Annotated in this window: 16 protein-coding genes; 3 read left to right on the forward strand and 13 right to left on the reverse strand. The window is 72.6% G+C overall.

What is annotated here, in order from left to right:
* Window positions 1-2: 2 nt before the first annotated feature.
* Together O7604_RS08040 and O7604_RS08045 are read right to left on the reverse strand one after the other, a co-directional pair.
* Window positions 3-560 carry a response regulator gene (locus O7604_RS08040; RefSeq protein WP_269702923.1) on the reverse strand — a complete coding sequence of 186 codons (558 nt, stop codon included), beginning with the start codon at window positions 558-560 and terminating at the stop codon, window positions 3-5.
* Entirely contained in the window at window positions 557-4921 is a 4365-nt protein-coding gene (locus tag O7604_RS08045; RefSeq protein WP_269702924.1) for a HAMP domain-containing protein, read from the reverse strand. Before O7604_RS08045 ends, O7604_RS08040 begins: the two co-directional genes overlap by 4 nt.
* A gap of 170 nt (window positions 4922-5091) precedes the next feature.
* Between O7604_RS08045 and O7604_RS08050 the strand changes: the two genes are divergently transcribed.
* Window positions 5092-7152, forward strand: a complete 2061-nt coding sequence (locus tag O7604_RS08050; protein WP_281579287.1) for a SpoIIE family protein phosphatase — start codon at window positions 5092-5094, stop codon at window positions 7150-7152.
* Between the two features lie 542 nt (window positions 7153-7694).
* Here the strand turns inward: O7604_RS08050 and O7604_RS08055 are convergent.
* A complete protein-coding gene (locus O7604_RS08055; protein ID WP_281579288.1) occupies window positions 7695-9278 on the reverse strand; it encodes an FAD-binding oxidoreductase in 1584 nt (527 codons plus the stop codon).
* 100 nt (window positions 9279-9378) lie between these two features.
* On the opposite strand from O7604_RS08055, the gene O7604_RS08060 reads away from it, so the two are divergent.
* Complete coding sequence (locus O7604_RS08060; protein ID WP_281579289.1) at window positions 9379-11475, forward strand: S9 family peptidase; 2097 nt, start codon at window positions 9379-9381, stop codon at window positions 11473-11475.
* 35 nt (window positions 11476-11510) lie between these two features.
* Here the strand turns inward: O7604_RS08060 and O7604_RS08065 are convergent, their stop codons facing one another.
* From O7604_RS08065 to O7604_RS08080, 4 genes are all read right to left on the reverse strand, one after another.
* Window positions 11511-13022: an FtsX-like permease family protein gene (locus O7604_RS08065; RefSeq protein WP_281579290.1), complete on the reverse strand. Its 1512-nt coding sequence runs from the start codon at window positions 13020-13022 to the stop codon at window positions 11511-11513.
* Window positions 13019-13720: an ABC transporter ATP-binding protein gene (locus tag O7604_RS08070; RefSeq protein WP_269702934.1), complete on the reverse strand. Its 702-nt coding sequence runs from the start codon at window positions 13718-13720 to the stop codon at window positions 13019-13021. Before O7604_RS08070 ends, O7604_RS08065 begins: the two co-directional genes overlap by 4 nt.
* Window positions 13717-14253, reverse strand: a complete 537-nt coding sequence (locus O7604_RS08075) for a PadR family transcriptional regulator (RefSeq protein ID WP_269702936.1) — start codon at window positions 14251-14253, stop codon at window positions 13717-13719. Before O7604_RS08075 ends, O7604_RS08070 begins: the two co-directional genes overlap by 4 nt.
* Window positions 14254-14322: 69 nt before the next feature.
* Complete coding sequence (locus O7604_RS08080) at window positions 14323-14889, reverse strand: TIGR03086 family metal-binding protein (protein ID WP_281579291.1); 567 nt, start codon at window positions 14887-14889, stop codon at window positions 14323-14325.
* Window positions 14890-14920: 31 nt separating this feature from the next.
* Between O7604_RS08080 and O7604_RS08085 the strand changes: the two genes are divergently transcribed.
* Window positions 14921-15709, forward strand: coding sequence for an AraC family transcriptional regulator (locus O7604_RS08085; RefSeq protein WP_281579292.1), 789 nt, complete (start codon window positions 14921-14923; stop codon window positions 15707-15709).
* Between the two features lie 304 nt (window positions 15710-16013).
* Here O7604_RS08085 and O7604_RS08090 read toward each other — a convergent pair whose 3' ends face one another.
* The 6 genes from O7604_RS08090 to O7604_RS08115 are packed head-to-tail and all read right to left on the reverse strand — an operon-like array spanning window position 16014 to window position 21594.
* Complete coding sequence (locus O7604_RS08090) at window positions 16014-17552, reverse strand: SpoIIE family protein phosphatase (protein WP_269702942.1); 1539 nt, start codon at window positions 17550-17552, stop codon at window positions 16014-16016.
* 2 nt (window positions 17553-17554) lie between these two features.
* A complete protein-coding gene (locus O7604_RS08095; RefSeq protein ID WP_281579293.1) occupies window positions 17555-18901 on the reverse strand; it encodes a sensor histidine kinase in 1347 nt (448 codons plus the stop codon).
* Complete coding sequence (locus O7604_RS08100; protein WP_281579294.1) at window positions 18898-19911, reverse strand: SpoIIE family protein phosphatase; 1014 nt, start codon at window positions 19909-19911, stop codon at window positions 18898-18900. The genes O7604_RS08095 and O7604_RS08100 overlap by 4 nt, the downstream gene beginning before the upstream one ends.
* Window positions 19908-20327 (reverse strand): ATP-binding protein, encoded by a 420-nt coding sequence (locus tag O7604_RS08105; protein ID WP_121684395.1) that lies wholly within the window; start codon window positions 20325-20327, stop codon window positions 19908-19910. The genes O7604_RS08100 and O7604_RS08105 overlap by 4 nt, the downstream gene beginning before the upstream one ends.
* Window positions 20324-20734: an STAS domain-containing protein gene (locus O7604_RS08110; protein ID WP_281579295.1), complete on the reverse strand. Its 411-nt coding sequence runs from the start codon at window positions 20732-20734 to the stop codon at window positions 20324-20326. The genes O7604_RS08105 and O7604_RS08110 overlap by 4 nt, the downstream gene beginning before the upstream one ends.
* The gene (locus O7604_RS08115) at window positions 20734-21594 is read right to left on the reverse strand and encodes an STAS domain-containing protein (RefSeq protein WP_269702949.1); all 861 of its coding nucleotides are present in this window, start codon (window positions 21592-21594) and stop codon (window positions 20734-20736) included. Before O7604_RS08115 ends, O7604_RS08110 begins: the two co-directional genes overlap by 1 nt.
* Window positions 21595-21697 lie beyond the last annotated feature (103 nt).

Here is a 21697-nt window from a genome sequence, read left to right on the forward strand (position 1 = left end):
CGTCAGCGGGTGTTGCCCCAGCGCGCCTGCTCCAGCAACTCCACCGCGCGGTCCCGGGTGGACGGGTCGTCGTCGGCGCGCAGCATCGCTGTCGCCTCGTCCACCGCGTCGGTCAGGTGCCGCCACTGCAGGTCCCGCTCCCGCACCAGGTCCGACTGGGCGGCGAGCTGCCGCGTCTTCACCCACAGGTCGACGAAGACCGTCACCTTGGCCCGCAGCACCCACGGGTCGAACGGCTTGGTGAGGTAGTCGACCGCGCCGGCCGCGTAGCCGCGCAGCGCGAGCTGGGCGTCCTTGTCCGCGGCGGTCAGGAAGATGATCGGTACGTGCCGGGTCCGCTCGCGCCGCTTGATGTGGGTGGCGGTCTCGAACCCGTCCATGTCCGGCATCTGGGCGTCCAGCAGGATCACCGCGAAGTCGTCCACCAGGAGCTGCTTGAGCGCCGCCTCGCCGCTCTCCACCGCGACCGACTGCACCGGGAGGCCCTGGAGGATCGCCTCCAGGGCCATCAGGTTCTCCCGCCGGTCGTCCACCAGCAGGGCCTTGGCCGTCTGCGTCACGCGTTCTCCTCGCCTCGGCTCCGGCCGATCCAGGACGCCATCAGTTCGATCAGCTCGTCCAGGTCCACCGGCTTGGTGATGTAGTCGCTGCCGCCGGCGCCGAGCGCCGACTCCCGGTCGCCGGGCATCGCCTTGGCGGTCAGGAAGACGATCGGCAGGTCCGCGAACCGGTGGTTGCGGCGGATCTGCGCTGTCGTCTCGTACCCGTCCTGGTCCGGCATCATGGCGTCCATCAGGACGATGTCCACCTCCGGGTGCTCGGCGAGCTGGCGGACGCCGTCCGCCCCGTTGTCCGAGTACAACACGGTCATCCCGTGCAGTTCCAACGCGGACGTCAGCGCGAACACGTTCCGCACGTCGTCGTCGATGATCAACACGGTCACGCCGTCCAGGCGTCGGGTGGCGGGCGTCTCCTGCGGCTGCGGCAGCTCCATGGGCATGAGCAGCGACGACGGCAGGCCCGCGCGGCTCGGCGACGGTGGCGCCGGTGCCACCACCGCGTCCGGCGCCAGCACGTCGGGTACGAACAGAGTGAACGTCGAACCCTGACCGGGCGCGGACGAGACGGTGATCGTGCCACCGAGCAGGCGGGCCAGGTCACGGCTGATGGACAGCCCGAGACCGGTGCCGCCGTAACGCCGGCTGGTGGTGCCGTCCGCCTGCTGGAACGCCTCGAAGATCAGCGACAGCTTGTCGTCGGAGATCCCGATGCCGGTGTCTATCACGGTGAACGCGATCACCCGCTGCGCGTTCGTCAGCGCCGGCACGTCGAAGACGGCGTTCTCGGCAGCCGGACCGATCCGCAGCGTCACCGCGCCGTTGTCGGTGAACTTCACCGCGTTGGACAGCAGGTTGCGCAGGATCTGCTGCAACCGCTGGGCGTCGGTGACCAGCGCGGGCGGCAGGTCCTGGCTCACCCGTACCTGGAAGTCCAGGCCCTTCTCCTCGGCCTGCGGCGCGAACGCCTGCTCGACGTAGCTCCGGATCTCGGCGAACTGGATCTCCGTGGGCTCCACGTCCATCCGGCCCGCCTCGATCTTCGACAGGTCGAGGATGTCGTCGATCAGCGACAGCAGGTCCGACCCGGCGCCGTGGATGGTCCGGGCGAACTCGATCTGCTTCGCGCTGAGGTTGCGCTCCGGGTTCTCGGCGAGCAGCCGGGCCAGCAGGAGCAGCGAGTTCAGCGGCGTCCGCAGCTCGTGGCTCATGTTCGCCAGGAACTCCGACTTGTACGCCGACGCCCGGGTGAGCTGCTGCGCCTTCTCCTCCAGGCCGAGGCGGGCCAGCTCGATCTCCCGGTTCTGCGTCTCGATGTTGGCCTTCTGCTCGGACAGGAGCTTCGCCTTGTCCTCCAGCTCGGCGTTGGTGCGCTGCAACTCGGCCGACTGGTCCTGCATCTCGTGCGCCAGCCGCTGCGACTGCGCCAGCAGCTCCTCCGTACGCCGGTTGGCCTGGATGGTGTTCACCGCCACGCCAATGGTGAGCACCAGCCGCTCCAGGAACGCCAGGTGCAGCTCGGAGAAGGTGGCCACACCGGCGAACTCGATCACGCCGAGCAGCTCGCCCTCGAACTGGACCGGCAGCACCACCAGATCGGCCGGGGGCGTGTCGGCCAGCCCGGACCGGACGACGAGGCGCCCGTCCGGCTGCGCCTTGACCCGGATCGTCCGGCGCGACAGGGCGGCCTGCCCGACCAGCCCCTCACCCGGGCCGAACGTGACGTCGTGGCCGCGTGCCACGTAACCGTAGGAGGCGGTGAGCCGCAGCCGCATGCTGCCCTCGGAGCTGTCCGCCAGGAAGAACGCGCCGAGCTGCGCGTCCACCAGCGGCGTCACCTCCTGCATGATCATGCGGCAGACCTCGCCCAGGTCGCGCTGGCCCTGCAGTAGACCACCGATCCGGGCCAGGTTCGAGTCGAGCCAGCCCTGCTCGGCGTTCTTCTTCGTCGTCTCCCGGAGGGTGACGATCATCTGGTTGATGTTGTCCTTCAGCTCGGCGACCTCGCCCTGCGCCTTCACGTTGATCCGCTGGGTCAGGTCGCCGCGGGTCACCGACGTGGAGACCTGCGCGATCGCGCGCAACTGCGTGGTGAGGGTCGAGGCGAGCTGGTTGACGTTCTCGGTGAGGTCACGCCACGTACCGGAGACGCCCTTGACCTGGGCCTGACCACCCAGCTTGCCCTCGGTACCCACCTCGCGCGCCACGCGCGTCACCTCGTCGGCGAACGACGACAGCTGGTCCACCATCGTGTTCACGGTGTTCTTCAGCTCGAGGATCTCGCCCTGCGCGTCCACTGTGATCTTCTGACCGAGGTCGCCGTTCGCCACGGCGGTGGTGACCGAGGCGATGTTCCGCACCTGGCTGGTCAGGTTCGACGCCATCGAGTTCACGTTGTCGGTCAGATCCCGCCACGTACCCGAGACGCCCTTGACCTGGGCCTGACCACCCAGCTTGCCCTCGGTACCCACCTCGCGCGCCACCCGCGTCACCTCGTCGGCGAACGACGACAGCTGGTCCACCATCGTGTTGACAGTGGACTTCAGCTCCAGGATCTCGCCCTGCGCGTCCACGGTGATCTTCTGCGACAGGTCGCCCTTGGCGACAGCTGTCGACACCTGGGCGATGTTGCGCACCTGCGCGGTCAGGTTCGACGCCATCGAGTTCACGTTGTCGGTCAGATCCCGCCAGGTGCCGGCGACGCCGCGTACCTGGGCCTGGCCGCCGAGCTTGCCCTCGGTGCCCACCTCGCGCGCCACGCGCGTGACCTCGTCGGCGAACGACGACAGCTGGTCCACCATCGTGTTGACAGTGGACTTCAGCTCCAGGATCTCGCCCCGGGCGTCCACGGTGATCTTCTGACCGAGGTCGCCCTTCGCCACCGCCGTGGTGACCGACGCGATGTTCCGCACCTGGCTGGTCAGGTTCGACGCCATCGAGTTCACGTTGTCGGTCAGGTCACGCCACGTACCCGAGACGCCCTTGACCTGGGCCTGACCACCCAGCTTGCCCTCGGTACCCACCTCACGCGCCACCCGCGTGACCTCGTCGGCGAACGACGACAGCTGGTCCACCATCGTGTTCACGGTGTTCTTCAGCTCGAGGATCTCGCCCTGCGCGTCCACGGTGATCTTCTGCGACAGGTCGCCCTTCGCCACCGCCGTGGAGACCTGGGAGATGTTGCGGACCTGGCTGGTCAGGTTGCCGGCGAGCTGGTTGACGTTCTCGGTGAGGTCACGCCACGTGCCGGAGACGCCGCGTACCTGCGCCTGGCCGCCCAGCTTGCCCTCGATGCCCACCTCACGGGCCACCCGGGTGACCTCGTCGGCGAACGACGACAGCTGGTCCACCATCGTGTTCACGGTGTCCTTCAGCTCCAGGATCTCGCCCTGGGCCGCCACCGTGATCTTCTGCGACAGGTCGCCCTTCGCGACCGCCGTCGACACCTGGGCGATGTTGCGCACCTGCGCGGTCAGGTTCGACGCCATCGAGTTCACGTTGTCGGTCAGGTCCTTCCAGGTGCCGGCCACGCCCGGCACCTCGGCCTGCCCGCCCAGCTTGCCCTCGGTGCCCACCTCGCGGGCCACCCGGGTGACCTGCTCGGCGAACAGCCGCAGCGTGTCGGTGAGCGAGTTCATCGTGTCGGCCAGCTCGGCCACCTCGCCGCGCGCCCCGACCGTGATCTTCTGCGACAGGTCGCCCTTCGCGACGGCTGTCGCCACCTGGGAGATCGACCGCACCTGCCCGGTGAGGTTCGACGCCATGGTGTTCACCGAGTCGGTGAGGTCCTTCCAGGTGCCGGCCACCCCGCGTACGTCGGCCTGCCCGCCCAGCTTGCCCTCGGTGCCCACCTCGCGGGCCACCCGGGTCACCTCGTCGGCGAACGACGACAGCTGGTCCACCATCGTGTTCACGGTCCGGCCGATGCGCAGGTACTCACCGCGCAACGGACGCCCGTCGATCTCCAGCGCCATGTGCTGGGACAGGTCGCCGTCGGCCACCGCCACGATGACCCGGGCGATCTCGGTGGTCGGCCGGCCCAGGTCGTCGATGAGCGAGTTGACCGCCCGCTGCCCCTCCGCCCACGAGCCGTCCAGGCCCTCGTCGTCCAGGCGCTCGGTGAGCCGGCCGTCGCGGCCGACGATCCGGCTGATCCGCCGCAGGTCGAGGTGCTGCCGTTCCTGCAACGACACCACGTCGTTGAAGGCGTCGGCGACCTCACCGGGCAGACCCGCCCGCCGGGGCAGGCGCACCCGCAGATCGCCGCGCCCCACCCGGCGCAACGCCTCGACCAGTTCGCCGAGGAGCACCTCGTGGTCGGACGCGGACGGGTCAGCGGTCACCGACTGATTCACCGTGGCCATCGTTCCTCGCTCCGCTCGGGCTCGTGCGGTCACACGGGCCATCCCATCATTGTGCCGCGCGATCCGTCGAGGTCACCGCGTGTGATCGCGCGTCACGTGCGGTATCGACCCGGGTGGTGGGTTCCCCGGGACGCTTGGCACCCGGGGCAGGCGCGGTGGAGGATACGAAGGTGTCAGCGGAGGCAGGGCCGGCCAGCGGCGGCGCGGACGAGCGCGTCCGCCGGGTCCGCCTCCCCGCCGACCGCCGCACCCCCGCGGCGGCCCGCGCGCTGGTCCGCACCATGCTCCTCGAAGCGCGGCTGCCCGAACTGCTGAACGAGGCGCTGCTGCTCACCACCGAGCTGACCACGAACGCCGTCGAGCACGCGCGCACCGAACTGGACATCGAGGTCGACACCGACCGCGACGGCCTCACCGTGACCGTCACCGACTTCGCCTCCGGCCCGGTGGACGAGCTGATCGTGGGCGTGCGCAACACCACGTCCGACATCACCGAGGTCGCCGCCCGGGGGCGCGGGCTGCTGCTCGTCGACCACTTCTCCAGCCGGTGGGGCACCACATACCTGCCCACCGGCAAGGGCGTCTGGTTCCGGCTCGACCGGCCCGGTCCGGGTGGGTCCGCCCGGCCGTCGGCCGGCCCGCTGCGGGTCGTCGAACCGGAACGGGCCGGCGACGGTACGCCGAGCGCCGCGGCCATGAGCGACCTGATGCAGCTCACCCCGGACGCGTACGCCGACGAGCCGCTGCCCGAGTTCGCGGTCGGGCTGCTGACCCGGGTCGCCGAGATGGTGGGCGCCGCCGGTGGCACCGTCCGGCTCGACCGGGGCGACGGACTCGGCACCCAGGTCTTCGCCCGGTACGGCCGGCCGCCACGCGAGGGCAACGAGCTGCTGCGCGTCCCGCTCGCCGTGCACCGGCCGTACGCCGGTGAGCTGGAGCTGGACGCGGCGCCCTCGGCGTACGCCCGGCCGCTGGCCGTACTGGCCGCCGAGCGGCTGTCGCTGCACCTGGAGAACGACCGGCTGCGCCGCGCCGACGTACGCCGGTCCACCTGGCTGACGTTCCTCGCCGAGGCCAGCGAACTGCTCGCCCAGTCGCTGGACGTCGAACTGACCATGGCGCTCGTCCCGCAGCTCGTGGTGCCCCGGCTCGGCCAGTGGTGCGCCGTGCACACCACAGACGAGTGGGGCCGCCTGCGCCTCGCCGCGTCGAGTCACGCCGACGAGGCGATGCTGCCGCAGCTGCACCGGATCCTCCAGGAGACCGGCCCGGACTCGATCCAGTCGCGGCTGCGCGAGGCGTCCCGCAACGCCGCCCAGGTGCCGCTCGGCGGGCCGATGGAGGGCTTCGCCGTACCGTTGATCGCCCGTGGCCAACGGCTCGGCACCCTCGCCGTGGGCCGGCACCAGCGGCACCGGCACGACCCGGACGAGGTCTCGGTGCTGGAGGACGTGGCCCGCCGCGCCGCCCTCGCCATCGAGAACGCCCGCATCCACGCCGAGCGCCGCCGGGTCGCCCAGACGCTCCAGCAGTCCCTGCTGCCGCCGGTGCTCCCGGTGGTCGAGGGCATCGGCTTCGCCGCCGAGTACGTCCCGACCGGCGACGACGCGGAGGTCGGCGGCGACTTCTACGACGTGCTCCCGCTGCCGGACGGCCGCTGGCTCGTGGTGGTCGGCGACGTCTCCGGCAAGGGCGTGCAGGCCGCCGCCGTGACCGGGCTGGTCCGGGACGTGATCCGGGTGCTCGTCGGCGACGGCAAACCGCTGCCCGAGGTGCTCGGCCGGCTCAACGAGACGCTCGTCGAACGCGGCGGCGGACGTTACTGCACGCTGGCGCTGGCGGCTGTCGCACCCGGCGACGGCGACCAGCTCGACGTCTCGCTGCACCTGGCCGGCCACGACCGCCCGGTGCTGCTGCACGGCGGTGGCGGGGCGACGTTCGTCGGGGCGGGCGGTACGGCGCTGGGCCTGCTCGACACGATCACCACACCGACCGCCGAGCTGACGCTCAAGCCCGGCGACGCGCTGATCTTCTACACCGACGGGGTCACCGAGCGGCGGCGCGGACGGGAGCTGTTCGGCACCGAGCGGCTGCGCGAGTCGGCGGCGCCGCTGGCCGGGTACTCGGCCGACGTGGTGGCCGCACGGCTGCGCGCCGCCACCATCGCCTTCTCGGTCGAGCCCCCACGCGACGACATTGCCATCCTGGTCCTCCGAAACGACACCCCCTAGCCCTCCCGCCCGCTCCCGGCGCCCGGCCCGGCCCCCGGGCGCCCGATCTCGGTTGATCATGAAGTTGGCCGCCCAATTCGCCCGATTCCTCCCCGCCAACTTCATGATCAACCCACTCCGGCACGCCACGGACACCTCAGCCCGCCCGCAGTCGCGCTCCAGTCCGCCCTCGTCGCACTCCAGCCCGCCCATCGGCGGTGATCAAGGAGTTTGTGCTCTCTGGGGGCGCGAAATCTGACGCAAAGTCCTTGATCACCGGGGCGAGGCAGGGCGCGCGGGACGGGGCGGGGCGTGGGGCGGGACGCGCGCGGGCGGGGCGTGGGGCGGGACGCGCGCGGGCGGGGCGTGGGGCGGGACGCGCGCGGGACGCGGGGTCGGACGCGCGCGGGACGCGGGGTGGGACGCGGGGCGGCACCAGGGCTTGCGGGCCGGGTGCGCAGACTGACGAGGGCGCCCGGCCCGGCGGGCACCGCCGTCGAGCAGGGCACCGGAACGGATGCGGCCGGGCGTTGGCAGGCTGGCGCCGGGCCAGCGCGGGCTGGTCAGAGGCCGCCGGGGAGACGGCCGGGGGCCAGCCGGTGGTGCGGGTCCAGGTGGGCCTTGGCGCTGCGCAGGCGCGGCAACGCGGGCAGCTCGCCCCAGAGGTCCACGGCACGGCGTACCGCCGCGGGCGCGGCGACCACCACGCACCGGCCCCGCCGGGCGATCAGCACGCTGCGGACCGCGGTGAGGATCGAGGCGACCCGCTCCGGCGGCAGCGCGCCGGACAGTGCGGCGTGGACGGTGCCCGAGCCGGCCGAGCCGCGTACCGGCACCGGGCCGCCGGTCGCGTCGCGCAACGCGTAGACGGCCGCGTGCAGGTCGCCTATCGGCACCTCGATACGTAGCGCCGTGTCGCCGGGCGCGAACGGGTAGCGCCCCCACCATTCCGGCGCGTGGTGACTGACCATCGCCTCGGCACCGAGGACGGCGCTGAGCCGCTCGGCCCGCTCGGTCACGTCGGCCGGGCCGCCCTCCAGCAGCACCACCAGGCTGCCAGCAGCGGGTCGCCCGGTCACGGCCGGATGATCGGGGCGATTGATCACCGACGGGTGGGTCGGCGGAATGCGGCGCCGGGGCAGCGGTACCGGCACCGGCAGGTCCAGTTCGACGGCGGCCGGATCGACGCCCGCGGCCAGGACGGCCCGGACCAGGTCGTGCACCTCCAGTGGTGTCCACACCGGGCGGGACACCCAGAGCCGGCCGGCCGGGATGGCGTGCACCCGCATGGTGGCCGAGACCAGCACCCCGAGCCCGCCCTGCGAGCCGCAGAGCAGCCGGGCCACGTCCAGCCCGGGCAGGTCGCCGCGACCGAGGATCGCATCCCCGCCACCCGGAGCGTCGCCGAACGCACCACCGGCACCCCAGCCCACGCCGCCCGCCGGACCGTCCGTCGGACCACCGGGTCCAAAGCCGCCACCAGGCCCAAAGCCGCCGGCACCCCGCCCGGCAGCACTGCCACCATCGCCCGCCGGACCGCGCCCGCTCGCCTGGCCATCGCCGCTGCCCGGGGCGGCCCGGCCGAGCGCCTCCGTGCCGGACTCGCCGACGCTCACCAGCTCACCGTCGGCGTCGAGGTAGCGCACCCCGACGAGCTGGGCGCACGGGCTGCCGTGCCGATGGCGCAGCGGACCGGACTCGTCGGCGGCGAGCACCCCGCCGAGGGTCGCGCCCGGCGACGGCGCGTCGACAGGCAGCCGCCGGTTGGTACGCGCCAGCGTGGCCTGGACCGCGCGCAGTGGCGTACCGGCGCCGATCTCGGCCACCGCCGCGTCGCGCGGCTCGTGCCAGACCCCGGCGAGGCGGCCCGTGTCGAGCATGATGTCCACCTGTGCCGGAGCGGCACCCCAGTCGATTTTCGTGCCGGCGCCGCGGGGCACCACTGTCAGGTCGTACGCCGCGGCCAGCCGCAACACCTCCGCCGCGGCGTGCGGGCCGCCCGGCACCGCCACCCAGCGGGCGGTACGACCGGCCACCTCGTCGGCCGGACCGGCGAAGCGGGCGAACGGTTCGCCGCAGATCGCGGCCAGCTTCCGGGTGATGTCGAGGGCTCCGAGTCGGTCGGTGGAACGTGCCGCATCCGCCATGGCGGTTATCGTACACATGTTCGAAAGACCTGGCGGCGAGTCGCGGGATTCGGGCGGCGGGCGCGCCCGGCGGCGGCCCGCCGACCGGTAACGTGGCGCCGTGACCGAAACCCCACCGCCCGTCGCCAAGCGCGTCCCGACCGAGCGCGTCCATCACGGTGACACTGTCCTCGACGAGTACGCCTGGCTCGCCGCCAAGGACGACCCGGACACGATCGCGTACCTGGACGCCGAGAACGCGTACACCGAGGCGCGCACCGCCCACCTGGCCGGGCTGCGCGCGGAGCTGTTCGAGGAGACGCGCCGGCGCACCCAGGAGACCGACCTGTCGGTGCCGACCCGCAAGGACGGCTACTGGTACTACACCCGCACGGTCGAGGGTCAGCAGTACGGCGTGCACTGCCGGCGCGCGGTCCGGCCGGGCGAGACGGCGCCCCCGGTCAGCGCGGACGGCGCCCCGCTCGACGGCGAGGAGGTGCTGCTCGACGGCAACCAGCTCGCCGAGGGGCACGACTTCTTCTCCCTCGGCGCGTTCGACGTCAGCCCGGACGGGCGCTGGCTGGCCTACTCCACCGACTTCTCCGGCGACGAGCGCTACACGCTGCGGATCAAGGATCTGACCACCGGCGAGTCGCTGCCGGACGAGGTGCCGGACACGTTCTACGGCACGGCGTGGTCCAGCGACGCGTCCACGCTGTTCTACGTCACAGTGGACGAGGCGTGGCGGCCGAACCGGGTCTGGCGGCACACCGTCGGCACCGCGTCCACCGAGGACGTTGTGGTGTACCAGGAGGACGACGAGCGGTTCTGGGTCGGCGTCGAGCTGACCCGCTCCGAGCGCTTCGTGGTCATCGACATCCACAGCAAGATCACCAGCGAGGTCCGGGTGATCCCGGCCGCCAACCCGACCGGCGAGCCCGCCGTCGTGGCCCCGCGGCGTCAGGGCATCGAGTACGCGGTGGAGCACCACGGCCACCGCTTCCTGATCCTGCACAACGACGGCGCGGAGGACTTCGCGCTGGCGTACACCTCGGCGGACACGCCGGGCGACTGGGTGCCGCTGATCCCGCACACGCCGGGCACCCGGCTGGAGGCGGTCGACGCGTTCGAGAACCACCTCGTGGTGTCGCTGCGCACCAACGGCCTCACCGGCCTGCGGGTGCTGGCGGTGGGCAGCGACGACAGCTGGGACATCGACTTCCCCGAGCCGATCTACAGCGTCGGGCTGGACGCCAACCCGGAGTACCGGACGAACGAGGTGCGGCTGCGCTACACCTCGCTCGTCACCCCGGACTCGGTATACGACTACGACCTGGTGACCCGCGAGCTGACGTTGCGCCGGCAGAAGCCGGTCCGTCCCGGGCCGGACGGGCGGGCGTACGACCCGGCCGACTACGAACAGCACCGGGACTGGGCGCTGGCCGACGACGGAACCCGCGTACCGATCTCGCTCGTCTGCCGCCGCGGCACGCCGCGCGACGGCTCGGCGCCCGCCGTCATCTACGGCTACGGGTCGTACGAGGCGAGCATGGACCCGTGGTTCTCGATCGCCCGGCTGAGCCTGCTCGACCGCGGCGTGATCTTCGCGGTGGCGCACATCCGGGGCGGCGGTGAGCTGGGCCGGCGCTGGTACGACGAGGGCAAGATGCTGGCCAAGAAGAACACGTTCACCGACTTCGTGGCGTGCGCCCGGCACCTCGTGAAGGCGGGCTGGACGGCGAGCGACCGGCTGGTCGCCCGGGGCGCCTCGGCCGGTGGCCTGCTCATGGGCGCGGTGGCGAACCTCGCCCCGGACGCGTTCACCGGGATCGTCGCGCAGGTGCCCTTCGTGGACGCGCTCACCTCGATCCTCGACCCGTCGCTGCCGCTGACCGTGACCGAGTGGGAGGAGTGGGGCAACCCGCTCGACGACCCCGAGGTCTACGCGTACATGAAGTCGTACACGCCGTACGAGAACGTGACCACCGTCGAGTACCCGGCGATCCTGGCGGTGACCAGCCTCAACGACACCCGCGTGCTCTACCACGAGCCGGCCAAGTGGATCGCCCGGCTGCGATCGCTGGCGCCGGCCGGCGACTACCTGCTCAAGACCGAGATGGGCGCGGGCCACGGCGGTCCCAGCGGCCGGTACGACTCGTGGCGCGAGGAGGCGTTCGTCAACGCCTGGATCCTCGACCGCGTCGGTCTGGCCGTGTAAGGAAGGCTGCGCAGGGCTGCTCGGCCGCTGACCGTTCAGCCCGCGCGCAGTTCCTCCATCGAGGTCGCGGTGCGCAGGAACAGCAGGCCGGCCACGACCGTGCACAGCACCGCCGCCAACCCGCCGGCCGCGAGCCAGGCCAGCTGATCCCACGGTACGTCCGGCGGGATCGTCGTCTTCGGCACCCATTCGGTACGGGTGTACCGCGCCGCGGTGGCCGGGTCGCCGCACAGCTCCGTACCGGCGTCGCAGATCGTCCGCGTGAAGCCGCCGCTGCTCGGTGCCGGCATGACGCCACGGACCAGCAGATAGCCGACCGTCAGCGCGAGCCCGATCGCGGGTACGGCGGGTGCGAGCGCGGCCCAGAGCAGCGACCGGCCGATGGTGGCCCGTGGCACGCCGGTGGCCACCTGCGCCGCGTACGCCCGTCGCCGGCTCGTGATCCCCTCGACCACCGCCACGAGCAGCCCACCGCCGGCGATCGCCATCGCCACCACGACCGCGAGGTCGACCAGGTCCATCGCGCCGAGGTAGAAGCCCGGGTCGGCCATTCCGGATCCGGTGCGCCGGGTCAGCTCGGCCTCGGCCCGGAACTCGGCACGTAGCCCCGCGGCACCGGCGCCGAAGATCAGCGCGGCCAGCAACGCGGCGAAGGTTCGGCTGCCGGCCCACGGGTCGGCGGCGAGCCGGCGGGCGGCGAGCAGGGCGGCCGGGCCGCGCCCGTGCCGGTGCAGCAGCCGGCCGGTGTGGTACGAGATCCAGCCGGTGCCCGACACGACGCCGATCATCGCGGTCAGCCCGCCGACGACGAGCAGTGTCGGCACCAGCCAGTCGGGGGCCACGGCGCCACGCCGCTCGTACCAGAGCAGGAGCGGGCGGATCGCGGCGAAGATCGCCAGCGCGGCGAGGATGAGCACGCCCGGCCACGGCCAGGGCGCCCGGGTGCGGACCCGGCGCACGACGCCGAACGGGGTGGTGGTGACCCGCCGCAGCAGCAGCGCGCTGACCAGTGCGGCCACCAACGGCAGGCCGAGCACCACGGCGGCCACGGCGACCGGCGCCGGACGCACGTCGGTGGGCAGCGGCAGCCGCCCGTCGGCGTCGGGCCGGTGCAGCAGCCGGCACCCGGCCAGGAAGACGGCCAGGCCGACGAGGGTGCCGAGCAGGCTCGCCACGCCGGTCTCGGCGACAGCGAGCCGGGTGACCTGCCCGGGGGTGGCACCGGCCAGCCGGAGCGCGGCGAGCCGCCGGTCCCGGCCCGGCGCGCCGAGGCGGGCGCACTGCCCGGCCAGCCCCAGCACGGGTACGCAGAGCAGCAGCAACGCGAACGCCACGCCCGGGCGCAGGCCGGGTTCCCGCAGCAGCGCGTTCGTGTACTGGTCGGACTGCGTCCAGGCGTGGCCGGACGGTTTCACCACCGACAGCACTGTCAGCGCGGCCAGCCCGGCCAGCGTCGCCAGCGCGGCACTCAGCGCGGTGAGCACCACCCGGGCGACGTCGGTGCGGGTGCCGGCCAGCGCGAGCCGCAGCAGCGTGCCCGGCCTCACCGTGATCCGCCCGGCAGCGCCGGGTCGAGCCCGAGCCCGGTGTGGTCGACCATGCCGTCGCGCAGGCTCACCTCCCGGTCCGCGTACGCGGCGATGCGCGGCTCGTGCGTCACCAGCACGACTGTGGTGCGCTGCTCGCGGGCCAGCCGGACGAGTTGGGTGAGCACCTGCTCGCCGGCCAGCGTGTCGAGCGCGCCGGTCGGCTCGTCGGCGAAGATCACCCGCGGTTCGGTGACCAGGGCCCGGGACAGCGCGCACCGTTGCTGCTGCCCGCCGGACATCTCGCCGGGCCGGACGTCGGCGACGTCGGCCACACCGAGCCGGTCCAGCCAGGAGAGCGCCGCCGTCCGTGCCGCTCGCCGCCCCGTGCCGGCGAGCAACAACGGAAGGGCGACGTTCTCCGCCGCGGTCAGCTCGGCGACGAGCTGGCCGAACTGGAACAACACCCCGAATTCGGTACGGCGCAGCCGGGAGCGGGCCGCCTCCGGCCACGTGTCGATCCGTTCACCGCGCCAGGTGACCTGACCGGCGTCGGGACGCAGGATGCCTGCCAGGCAGTGCAGCAACGTGGACTTGCCGCATCCGCTCGGACCGGTGACCGCGAGGATCTCGCCTTCGGCCACGTCGAGCGTCACGCCACGCAGCGCGGGCGTGTGGCCGTACGCGCGGACCACGCCACGCGCTTGCAGGAACGTCACGAGTGCACCTCCCGGTGCCAGTCGACGACCCGGTCCAGGGTGGTGTGCAGCCACCGGAGATCGGCGTCGAGATGGACGATGGCGAAATCGGCGGCGATCACCTCGTCGAGGCGGGCACCGGGGGCGGTCTTGAGCGCTGTCAGCTCACGCAGCCGCTGCGTGTGCGCCCGGCGCTGGGCGATCAGGTAGTCGCGCGCCTGCCCGGCGTCGGCCACCAGGAGCGCGACGACCACCTTGGCGAACAGCGTGCTCGCCACGTACGGCATCGGTGGTTCGACGGTGCCCAGCCAGTGGTCGAGCGCCGCCCGCCCGTCGTCGGTGAGCGCGTAGGCGGTCCGGTCCGGGCCGCCGTCCCGCTCCTGACCGGCCGGCACGACCAGGCCGTCCCGCTGCAGGCGGGCCAGCGTCGCGTAGACCTGACCGAAGGCGAGCGGCCGGGCCCTGGGCAGTCGCTCGTCGTGCGCACGCTTCAGCTCGTAGCCGTGGCGTGGCCCGGCGGCGAGCAGCCCGAGCAGGACGTGCTGAGTGGACACTCCCTCACTATTCGCTGAATGAATAGTGCTGTCAAGAACGGCCCGCGCGGGACAACGCGGGCCGTTCGATCAGCGGGTCCAGGCCGGATCGCGACCGGCCCGGCCGAGCAGCGCGTCCATGCTGGTCGGCGCCGCCTCGGTGGGCACCGGCGGGCCGAACGCGCCCATCTTCTGGCCCATGTCGCCCATCCGGTCCATGAACTCGTGCCCCGCCGCCACCACGGCCGGGTCCACGCTCAGCTCCTGACCGGTGGCCCGGGCCAGGTCCCACCCGTGCACCGTGAGGTCGATCAGCGCCATCGACCCGACCGTCTCCTGTGGTAGCCCCATGCCAGGCGACACGCCCTCCAGCGCGGCCGGGTCGGACCACGCCTCGGTCAGCCGGGCCGTCTCGGTCGCGAACCGGTCGCGCCAGCCGTCGGTCAGGTGGTCGGTCTTGCCGGACCAGTCGACCTCCTCCCGTCGGGCCATCGCCTGAAAGTTGACCACCACGTCGAACAGGTGACCGAGCAGGTCACGCACCGTGTAGTCGGGACAGGGCGTGGGCAGGCCGAGTTGGTCGTCCGAAATTCCCCGCACCACCGCGGCCGTACGCGGCGCCGCGACGGCGAGCAGCTCACTAGTCTTCGTGCTCATAGGGGCAGCGTAGGAGGGTGGTATTGAAGAAATGCGACACGAACCGCGGGGCGACAACCGCGGCATCCTCGACCCGGGCCGATTGCGCCGGCAGGTGCGGTTCCGGCGCCGGATGGCCGCCCCGGCGCTGCGTCAGTGGGTCGAGCACTACTGGTTGATCGACTGGGATCTGGACGAGCCGTTCGAGCAACGGGTGGTGCCGCACCCGACCGTGAACGTGGTGTTCCAGGCGCAGGACGGCGCGGCCGAGCACGGTGAGATCGCCGGCGTCGACACCGGCCTGTTCGCCGTCACGCTGCACGGCGTCGGCCGGGTCTCCGGTGTCCAGTTCCGCCCGGGCGGTTTCCGGCCGTTCTGGCGGCGCCCGGTCGCGGAGCTGACCGGACGGCACGTACCGATCCCCGACGGGCCGGTCTGCCCGGGCACCGACGACGAGCGCTGCGCGCGGCTGGACGACCTGCTGACCTCGTGGTCGCCGGTCGCTGATCCGCTCGCCGCGGAGGCCACCGCGCTGGTCGAGGAGATCCGCGCCGACCGGACCGTGCTGCGGGTGGCCGACTTCGCCCGGCGGCACGCCGTCTCCACCCGCCGGCTCCAGCGCCTGTTCCTGGACCACGTCGGCGTCGGTCCGAAGTGGGTGATCCGCCGATACCGGCTCCAGGAGGCGATCGAACAGGCCGCCGCCGGGCCGCTCGACTGGTCGCGGGTCGCGGCCGATCTGGGGTACGCCGACCAGGCCCACCTGGTCCGTGAGTTCACCGCCGTCGCCGGGGTCTCGCCCGCGGCGTACGCCCGCTCGCTGGCGGCCCTGGGACAGTGACGCGGGTCCGGCCCTGCCGAGCGCGGGCCAACCTGACTCCGCAGTGACGCACGGTGACAGCCAGCCCGGGCGGCGGGCCTCGCCTCGCGCCGCCTTTGCTCTGCACCCACTGACGCAGCACACACGCACGGTGATGGTAGCTGCGCGACGCCGTCGACCATGGGCAACGGGAAGTGCCTGCTCAGCCGCCTGCTGCGCCGATGGCTGCAGAGCAAAGGCGGCGGCAAGCCCGCTCACTCGCCCGGCGGCAGCGGTGACGCAGCGTGACAGGAACCTCAGCTACGGTACGTGACGGGAGCGCGCGTCAGCGGCGGCGGACCGCCACCACCGCCACGTCGTCCTGGATCTCCGGCGGCGCCAGCTCGACGAGCAGCCGCCGGCAGAACTCGTCCAGGTCGTCGTCCACCCTGGTGGCGGCCACGCCGAGCGCTGCCATGCCGTCGTCGATCGTGGCGTCCCGCCGTTCGATCAGCCCGTCGGTGTAGAGCACGAGCGTGGCCCCGGCGGGCAGCACGAACTCCAGGTCGGGCGGGCGCGGCGCGCGTACGCCGAGCAGCGGCGCGGACTGCGTCACGAACTCGACCCGCCCGTCCCGGCTCAGCAGTGCCGGCAGGTGCCCGGCGCTGGCCAGCCGGACCAGCCCGGTCGGCGGGTGGAGCAGCAGCACGCAGATGGTGGCCAGCTCGGTCGGCAGCAGGTTGCGCATCAGTTCGTTGACGCGGTCCAGGATCACGCCCGGCTGGTGCCCCTCGACCGCGTACGCCCGCACCGCGTGCCGCAGCTCGGCCATCACGGTGGCGGCGTGCAACGAGTGCCCGGCCACGTCGCCGATCGCCACCAGCAGGTGGCCGTCGAGCATCACCAGCTCGTAGAAGTCGCCGCCCACCTCGGTCTGCGCGCTCGCCGGCTCGTACCGGACGGCCAGGTCCAGGCCGTTCACGTCGGGGAGCCGCTGCGGCAGCAGGCTGCGCTGCAACGTCACCGCGATCCGGTGCTCCTCGTCGAAGGACCGCTGCGCCTCCACCGCCGAGGCGACCGCCTGGGCGAGTTGCACCAGCACCGGAGTACGAACGGTCTGGGTGGCGGTCGGCACCACAACGTAGAGCGGGGCCCGGTCCTCGCGCAGCCGGGAGGCGGCCACCGTGACGGTGTCGCCGTCCGGCCAGCCGGTCAGCGCCCAGTTGGCCGGTTCGTCGACGCGTACCCGGGTGCCGATCGGCACTCCGGTGTCGTCCACCACCCACGGCACGATGGTGGCCGGCGTGTGCGGGTCGACCGCCACCCCGGCAAGGCAGTCCCCGTCGAACGTCTCGGCGACCACCGCCGCGGGCGCCTTGAAGATCCGCGCCGCGCCGCTCGCGGCGGCCTCCAGCAGCCGGACGAAGTTCGGCGTCGCGTGCATCTCCACAGTGGCGTCGGCGAGTGCGGCTAGCCGTTCGGCGAGCTGCTCGGCCCGCCGCCGGGCCTGGTAGTAGCGCAGCACCGCGTGGGCGGTGGCGACCAGTTCCTCCGGCTCGATCGGCTCGGCCAGGTAGGCGTCCGCGCCCCGGGTGAGGCCCTGCGCCCGGTCCACCACGTCGACGGCGTGCGCGGAGACGTGGATGACCGGGATCGACTGGTTCTCCGCCTTGATCCGCTCGCACACCTCGAAGCCGCTCATGTCGGGCAGCCGTACGTCGAGCACCACGAGGTCGATGTGTTCCCGGGCCACCCGCTCCAGCGCCGACGTGCCGTTCTCGGCCTCGACGGTGATGAAGCCGGCCCGGGTCAGCCAGTTGACCAGCAGGTATCGCTTGGGGCCGCTGTCGTCGACCACAAGCACGGTCACCGGCCCGCTGTCCACCGTCACGCTCCGCCCGCGGGGAGGACCACTGTGAACGTGCTGCCCCGGCCGGGTTCGCTGGTCAGCTCCAGCGTCCCGCCGAGCAGCGTGATCAGCCGGCGCGCGTACGGCAGGCCGAGCCCGGTGCCACCGACCCGGGTCGTGCCGGGCACCTGGTAGAACTCCTCGAAGACCCGTTCGTGCAGCTCCGGCGGGATGCCCACGCCGGTGTCGGTGACCGACAGCGTCCACTGCTCGCCCCGGTACTCGGCGCGCAGGCGCACCTCGCCTCGCTCGGTGAACTTCAACCCGTTGTGCAGCAGGTTGCGCAGCACCTGGGCGAGCAGTACCTCGTCCGAGCGCACGGTGGCCGGCGACGGCGGTTCCTCGACCACCAACTCCACCTCCGGACGGGAGGCGAGGGCCCGCAGCGTGCCGCGCAACTGCCCGAAGACGGCGCGCAGGTCGACCTCGGACCAGTCCGGCTCGATCCGGCCCGACTCCGCCTTGGCCAGGTCGAGCAGCTCGTTGACCAGCCCCAGCAGGTCGCCCGCCGAGGAGCGGATCAGCCCCACCTGGCGGGCCTGCTCACCGGTGAGCGGGTCGGAGGCGGAGTCGGCCAGCAGCCGGGCCAGGCCGATGATCGCGGTGACCGGGGCGCGCAGCTCGTGGCTGACGTTCGCCAGGAACCGGCTCTTCGACTCGCTCGCGGCCCGCAGCTGGGCCGACTTCTCGTCCAGCTCGGCGTAGAGCGCCACCACGCCGCGGTTGGTCTCCTCCAGCTCCTCGGTGAGCTGGTTGTAGAGCGCCATCACGCCCCGGTTGGTCTCCTGGAGTTCGGCGTTGAGCACCGCCAGCTCGTCGCGCTGACTGCGTACCTCGTCGAGGGCGCCGATGAGCTGCGCGTTCTGGGCGGCCAGCTCGTCCAGGGCCGAACCCGGGGCGCGCTCGGCCAGCTCGGCACGAAGCTCGGCGGCGCGCTCCGCCGTCAGCTCCCCGGCATGGTCGGGCACTCGTCGGGACATCCTGACGACCGTATCGCCCTCGACGGCCACGACCCGCAACGTGTCCACCAGACGCGCGACGGCACCGGACTGCGGCTCGTACCGTCCACCGGGCAGCGGACGCAGCGGCGACAGGTCCACCTGCAGAACCCGGCGGCCCACGCCGTCGCGGTCGAGGGCGAACGTCACGTCCGCGCCGTCGACCCCGTGCAGCAGCTCCCGCGCCACCTCGCTCAGCGCGGTGGCGATGCGTACCTGGTCCTGGTGTTCCAGCCCGACCGCCGCGGCCACCTCCCGGCCGCGCTGCCGGACCAGGAAGATGTCCTGCTCCACCCGGAGTGCGAGATGCAGGAGGGGTTCGGTCATGCCGCCCCCCGGGCCACCAGGACGCAGGCGTCGTCGCGGCGGACACCCGCGTCACGCAGCAGGGTCGCGGCGGCCAGCAGGGGGGTGCGGCCGGCGAGCCCGGGATAGTCGTCCAGGTCCCAGCGATCCACCACCCCGTCACTGTGCATGACCAGGGTGGCGTCGCGCGAGAAGGGGTAGTCGTACCCGCGGATCGCCGGACGCTGGTGCCCGGCGATGCCCGGCAGCGAGACCAGCCCGCGCCGCCGCTCGCCCGGCGCCACGATCATCGCGGCGATGTTGCCCAGCCCGGCGTAGCGGAGCACCCCGGCTGCGGGATCCGGTTCGGCCACCGCGAGTGCGGCGCCCCGGGTGTGCGAGATGGCGGCGTGCAGGTGCCGCACCACGACGTCCGGCGGCCCGTCCGGCGCCGAGCGGAACGCGGACACGGCGGCGCCGGTGGCGGCGGCGGCGAGCGGCCCGTGGCCCAGCCCGTCGGAGACGAGCACCTGCCGCCGTCCGTCGACTTCGCGGACCGCGTACCCGTCGCCGCTGCTCTGCTCGCCGGTGATCGGCCGGGCCAGCCCGGCCGCCCATTCCGGCTCCGGCGGCGTGGTGTCCCAGACCTGGACGACCAGGACCGTGCCCCGGCCCGGCGACGAGTAGCCGTCGAACCGGCTCGACTGCCGGGTGATCGCGCCGAGCCCGATGCCGAGCGTGCCGGCGGTGGAGTGGCCGTCGACCGAGGAGAGCGTCAGGTCCGCCATGCCGGGGCCGGAGTCGATCGCCACCAGCTCCACCCCGGCGTACTCGCCCCGGCGCGCCGGACGCATCAGCAGCGTGCCCTCGCGGGCGTGCTTGACCAGGTTGCTGGTGAGCTCGGCGGTGACGATGGCCAGGTCCGCGACGCGCGGCGCGCTCAGTTCGAGCTGACGGCCGAGGCGCTCGGCCGCCCGGCGTACGCTGCCGGCTGTCGCGCCGGTGTCGACCCGGAACCAGATGCCGTGGTCGGGTACCACGTCGGCGGTCATCGGGACCACTTGGTGACGGTGATCCGCGTCCCCTCGCCGACAGCCGTGCGGATGTCGAAGTCGTCGACGAGCCGGCGGGCGCCGCTCAGTCCCAGGCCCAGCCCGCCGCCGGTGGTGTACCCGTCGGTGAGCGCCAGGTCGAGGTCGGGGATGCCCGGGCCCTCGTCGGCGAAGACGATCCGCACGCCACGCCGGCGGCCGTCGGACACGGTGCTCACCTCGGCGCTGCCCCCGCCGCCGTAGATCAGCGTGTTGCGGGCCAGCTCGCTGGCGGCGGTGACGAGCTTCGTCTGGTCGACGAGGGAGAGCCGGACCGCGACGGCTGTGGTACGCACCAACTGCCGGACCCGCACCACGTCCTCGTCGCTGCGGATCGCCTGGGTCGCCGGCACACCCAGGTCGACGCCCGTGGTCATGCCGTCGCCGTCGTCTCGGTGTCCTCGTCGTCGGCCGCCTCGTCCCAGTCGTCGGCGCGGCTGGCCGCGATCAGCTCCATGCCGCGCTCGACGTTCAGCGCGGTACGGATGCCGTTGAGCGACAGTCCCAGCTCGACCAGGGTGATGGCGACGGCCGGACGCATGCCGACCACCACCGTCTCGGCGTCCAGCACCTTCGAGATGGACGCGATGGTGGACAGCATCCGGCCGACGAAGGAGTCGACGATGTCCAGCGCCGTGATGTCGATGATCACGCCGTGGCAGCCGGTGGCGACGATCCGCTCGGCCAGGTCCTCCTGCAGCTGGACGGCCGTCTGGTCGGACATGTCGACCTGGATGGAGACCAGCAGGATGTCGCCGATCTTGAGGATCGGCACGCGTTCCATCAGGACTCCCGCCGCGGGCGGCGAGCGGTGGTCTCGACCCCGGTCAGGCGCAGCACGTGGCGCAGCGCGTCGGCGAGGCTCGCCTTGGTGGCGATGTCACCGAACTCGATGCCGAGGGCGACGATCGTCTGGGCGATCTGCGGGCGGATGCCGGAGATGATGCAGTCGGCGCCCATCAGCCGGGCGGCCACCACGGTCTTGAGGATGTGCTGCGCGACCTGCGTGTCCACCGCCGGTACGCCGGTGATGTCGATGATCGCGTACGGCGAACCGGTGTCGACGAGCGTCTGCAGCAGCCGCTCCATCACCACCTGGGCGCGGGCCGAGTCCAGCGTCCCGACCAGCGGGACGGCGACCACGCCCTCCCAGAGCTTGACCACCGGGGTGGACAGCTCCAGCAGCTGCTCCGCCTGGTCGGCGATCAGACTCTCCCGGGCCCGGACGAATGTCTCGAAGGTGAACAGACCCATCTGGTCGACGAGCGCGGAGAAGGCGACGAAGTCGCGCAGGGTGTCGTCACCCTTCTCCTCCTCCATCAGCTCCAGCAGCGCGTCCTTGAACGCGAACACGCTGATCGCGGTCTCGGTGGCGGAGAATCCCTGGCGGGCCCGGTTGGTGGACAGCTCGGACAGCACCGCCCGCAGCTCACCGCCGTGCTCGTCGGCCAGATCGGCGACGCCCTGACTGCCGGCGTCGACAAGCGCGCGGTGCAGTTCCTGGACCTGCCGGGCCAGCTCGGCACGGCTCAGGCGACCGCGCAGCGAACTCGCGACGATCTCCGTCCAGCGGTTGGTCAACCGGTCCGCGTGCTGACTGAGCAGGTGAGCGAGCCGGCCACCCTGTTCGGCACTCAACGCCATGCTGACCTCCCTGATTTGGACGGGCGGACTCTATCACCGGGGCCTGACGCGGTACTTGTCGCGGAGCAAAGAATGATCGACCGCATCCGTGACCGCTCCCGTT

Source organism: Micromonospora sp. WMMA1947 (assembly GCF_027497355.1).
Classification (GTDB): domain Bacteria; phylum Actinomycetota; class Actinomycetes; order Mycobacteriales; family Micromonosporaceae; genus Micromonospora.

Bases quoted from the DNA above. Each gene is read 5' to 3' on its own strand.
- O7604_RS08045 (WP_269702924.1), bottom strand. From the start codon at position 4,921: ATGGCCACGGTGAATCAGTCGGTGACCGCTGACCCGTCCGCGTCCGAC.
- O7604_RS08055 (WP_281579288.1), bottom strand. From the start codon at position 9,278: ATGGCGGATGCGGCACGTTCCACCGACCGACTCGGAGCCCTCGACATC.
- O7604_RS08080 (WP_281579291.1), bottom strand. From the start codon at position 14,889: ATGAGCACGAAGACTAGTGAGCTGCTCGCCGTCGCGGCGCCGCGTACG.
- O7604_RS08085 (WP_281579292.1), top strand. From the start codon at position 14,921: ATGCGACACGAACCGCGGGGCGACAACCGCGGCATCCTCGACCCGGGC.
- O7604_RS08095 (WP_281579293.1), bottom strand. From the start codon at position 18,901: ATGACCGAACCCCTCCTGCATCTCGCACTCCGGGTGGAGCAGGACATC.
- O7604_RS08100 (WP_281579294.1), bottom strand. From the start codon at position 19,911: ATGACCGCCGACGTGGTACCCGACCACGGCATCTGGTTCCGGGTCGAC.
- O7604_RS08105 (WP_121684395.1), bottom strand. From the start codon at position 20,327: ATGACCACGGGCGTCGACCTGGGTGTGCCGGCGACCCAGGCGATCCGC.
- O7604_RS08110 (WP_281579295.1), bottom strand. From the start codon at position 20,734: ATGGAACGCGTGCCGATCCTCAAGATCGGCGACATCCTGCTGGTCTCC.
- O7604_RS08115 (WP_269702949.1), bottom strand. From the start codon at position 21,594: ATGGCGTTGAGTGCCGAACAGGGTGGCCGGCTCGCTCACCTGCTCAGT.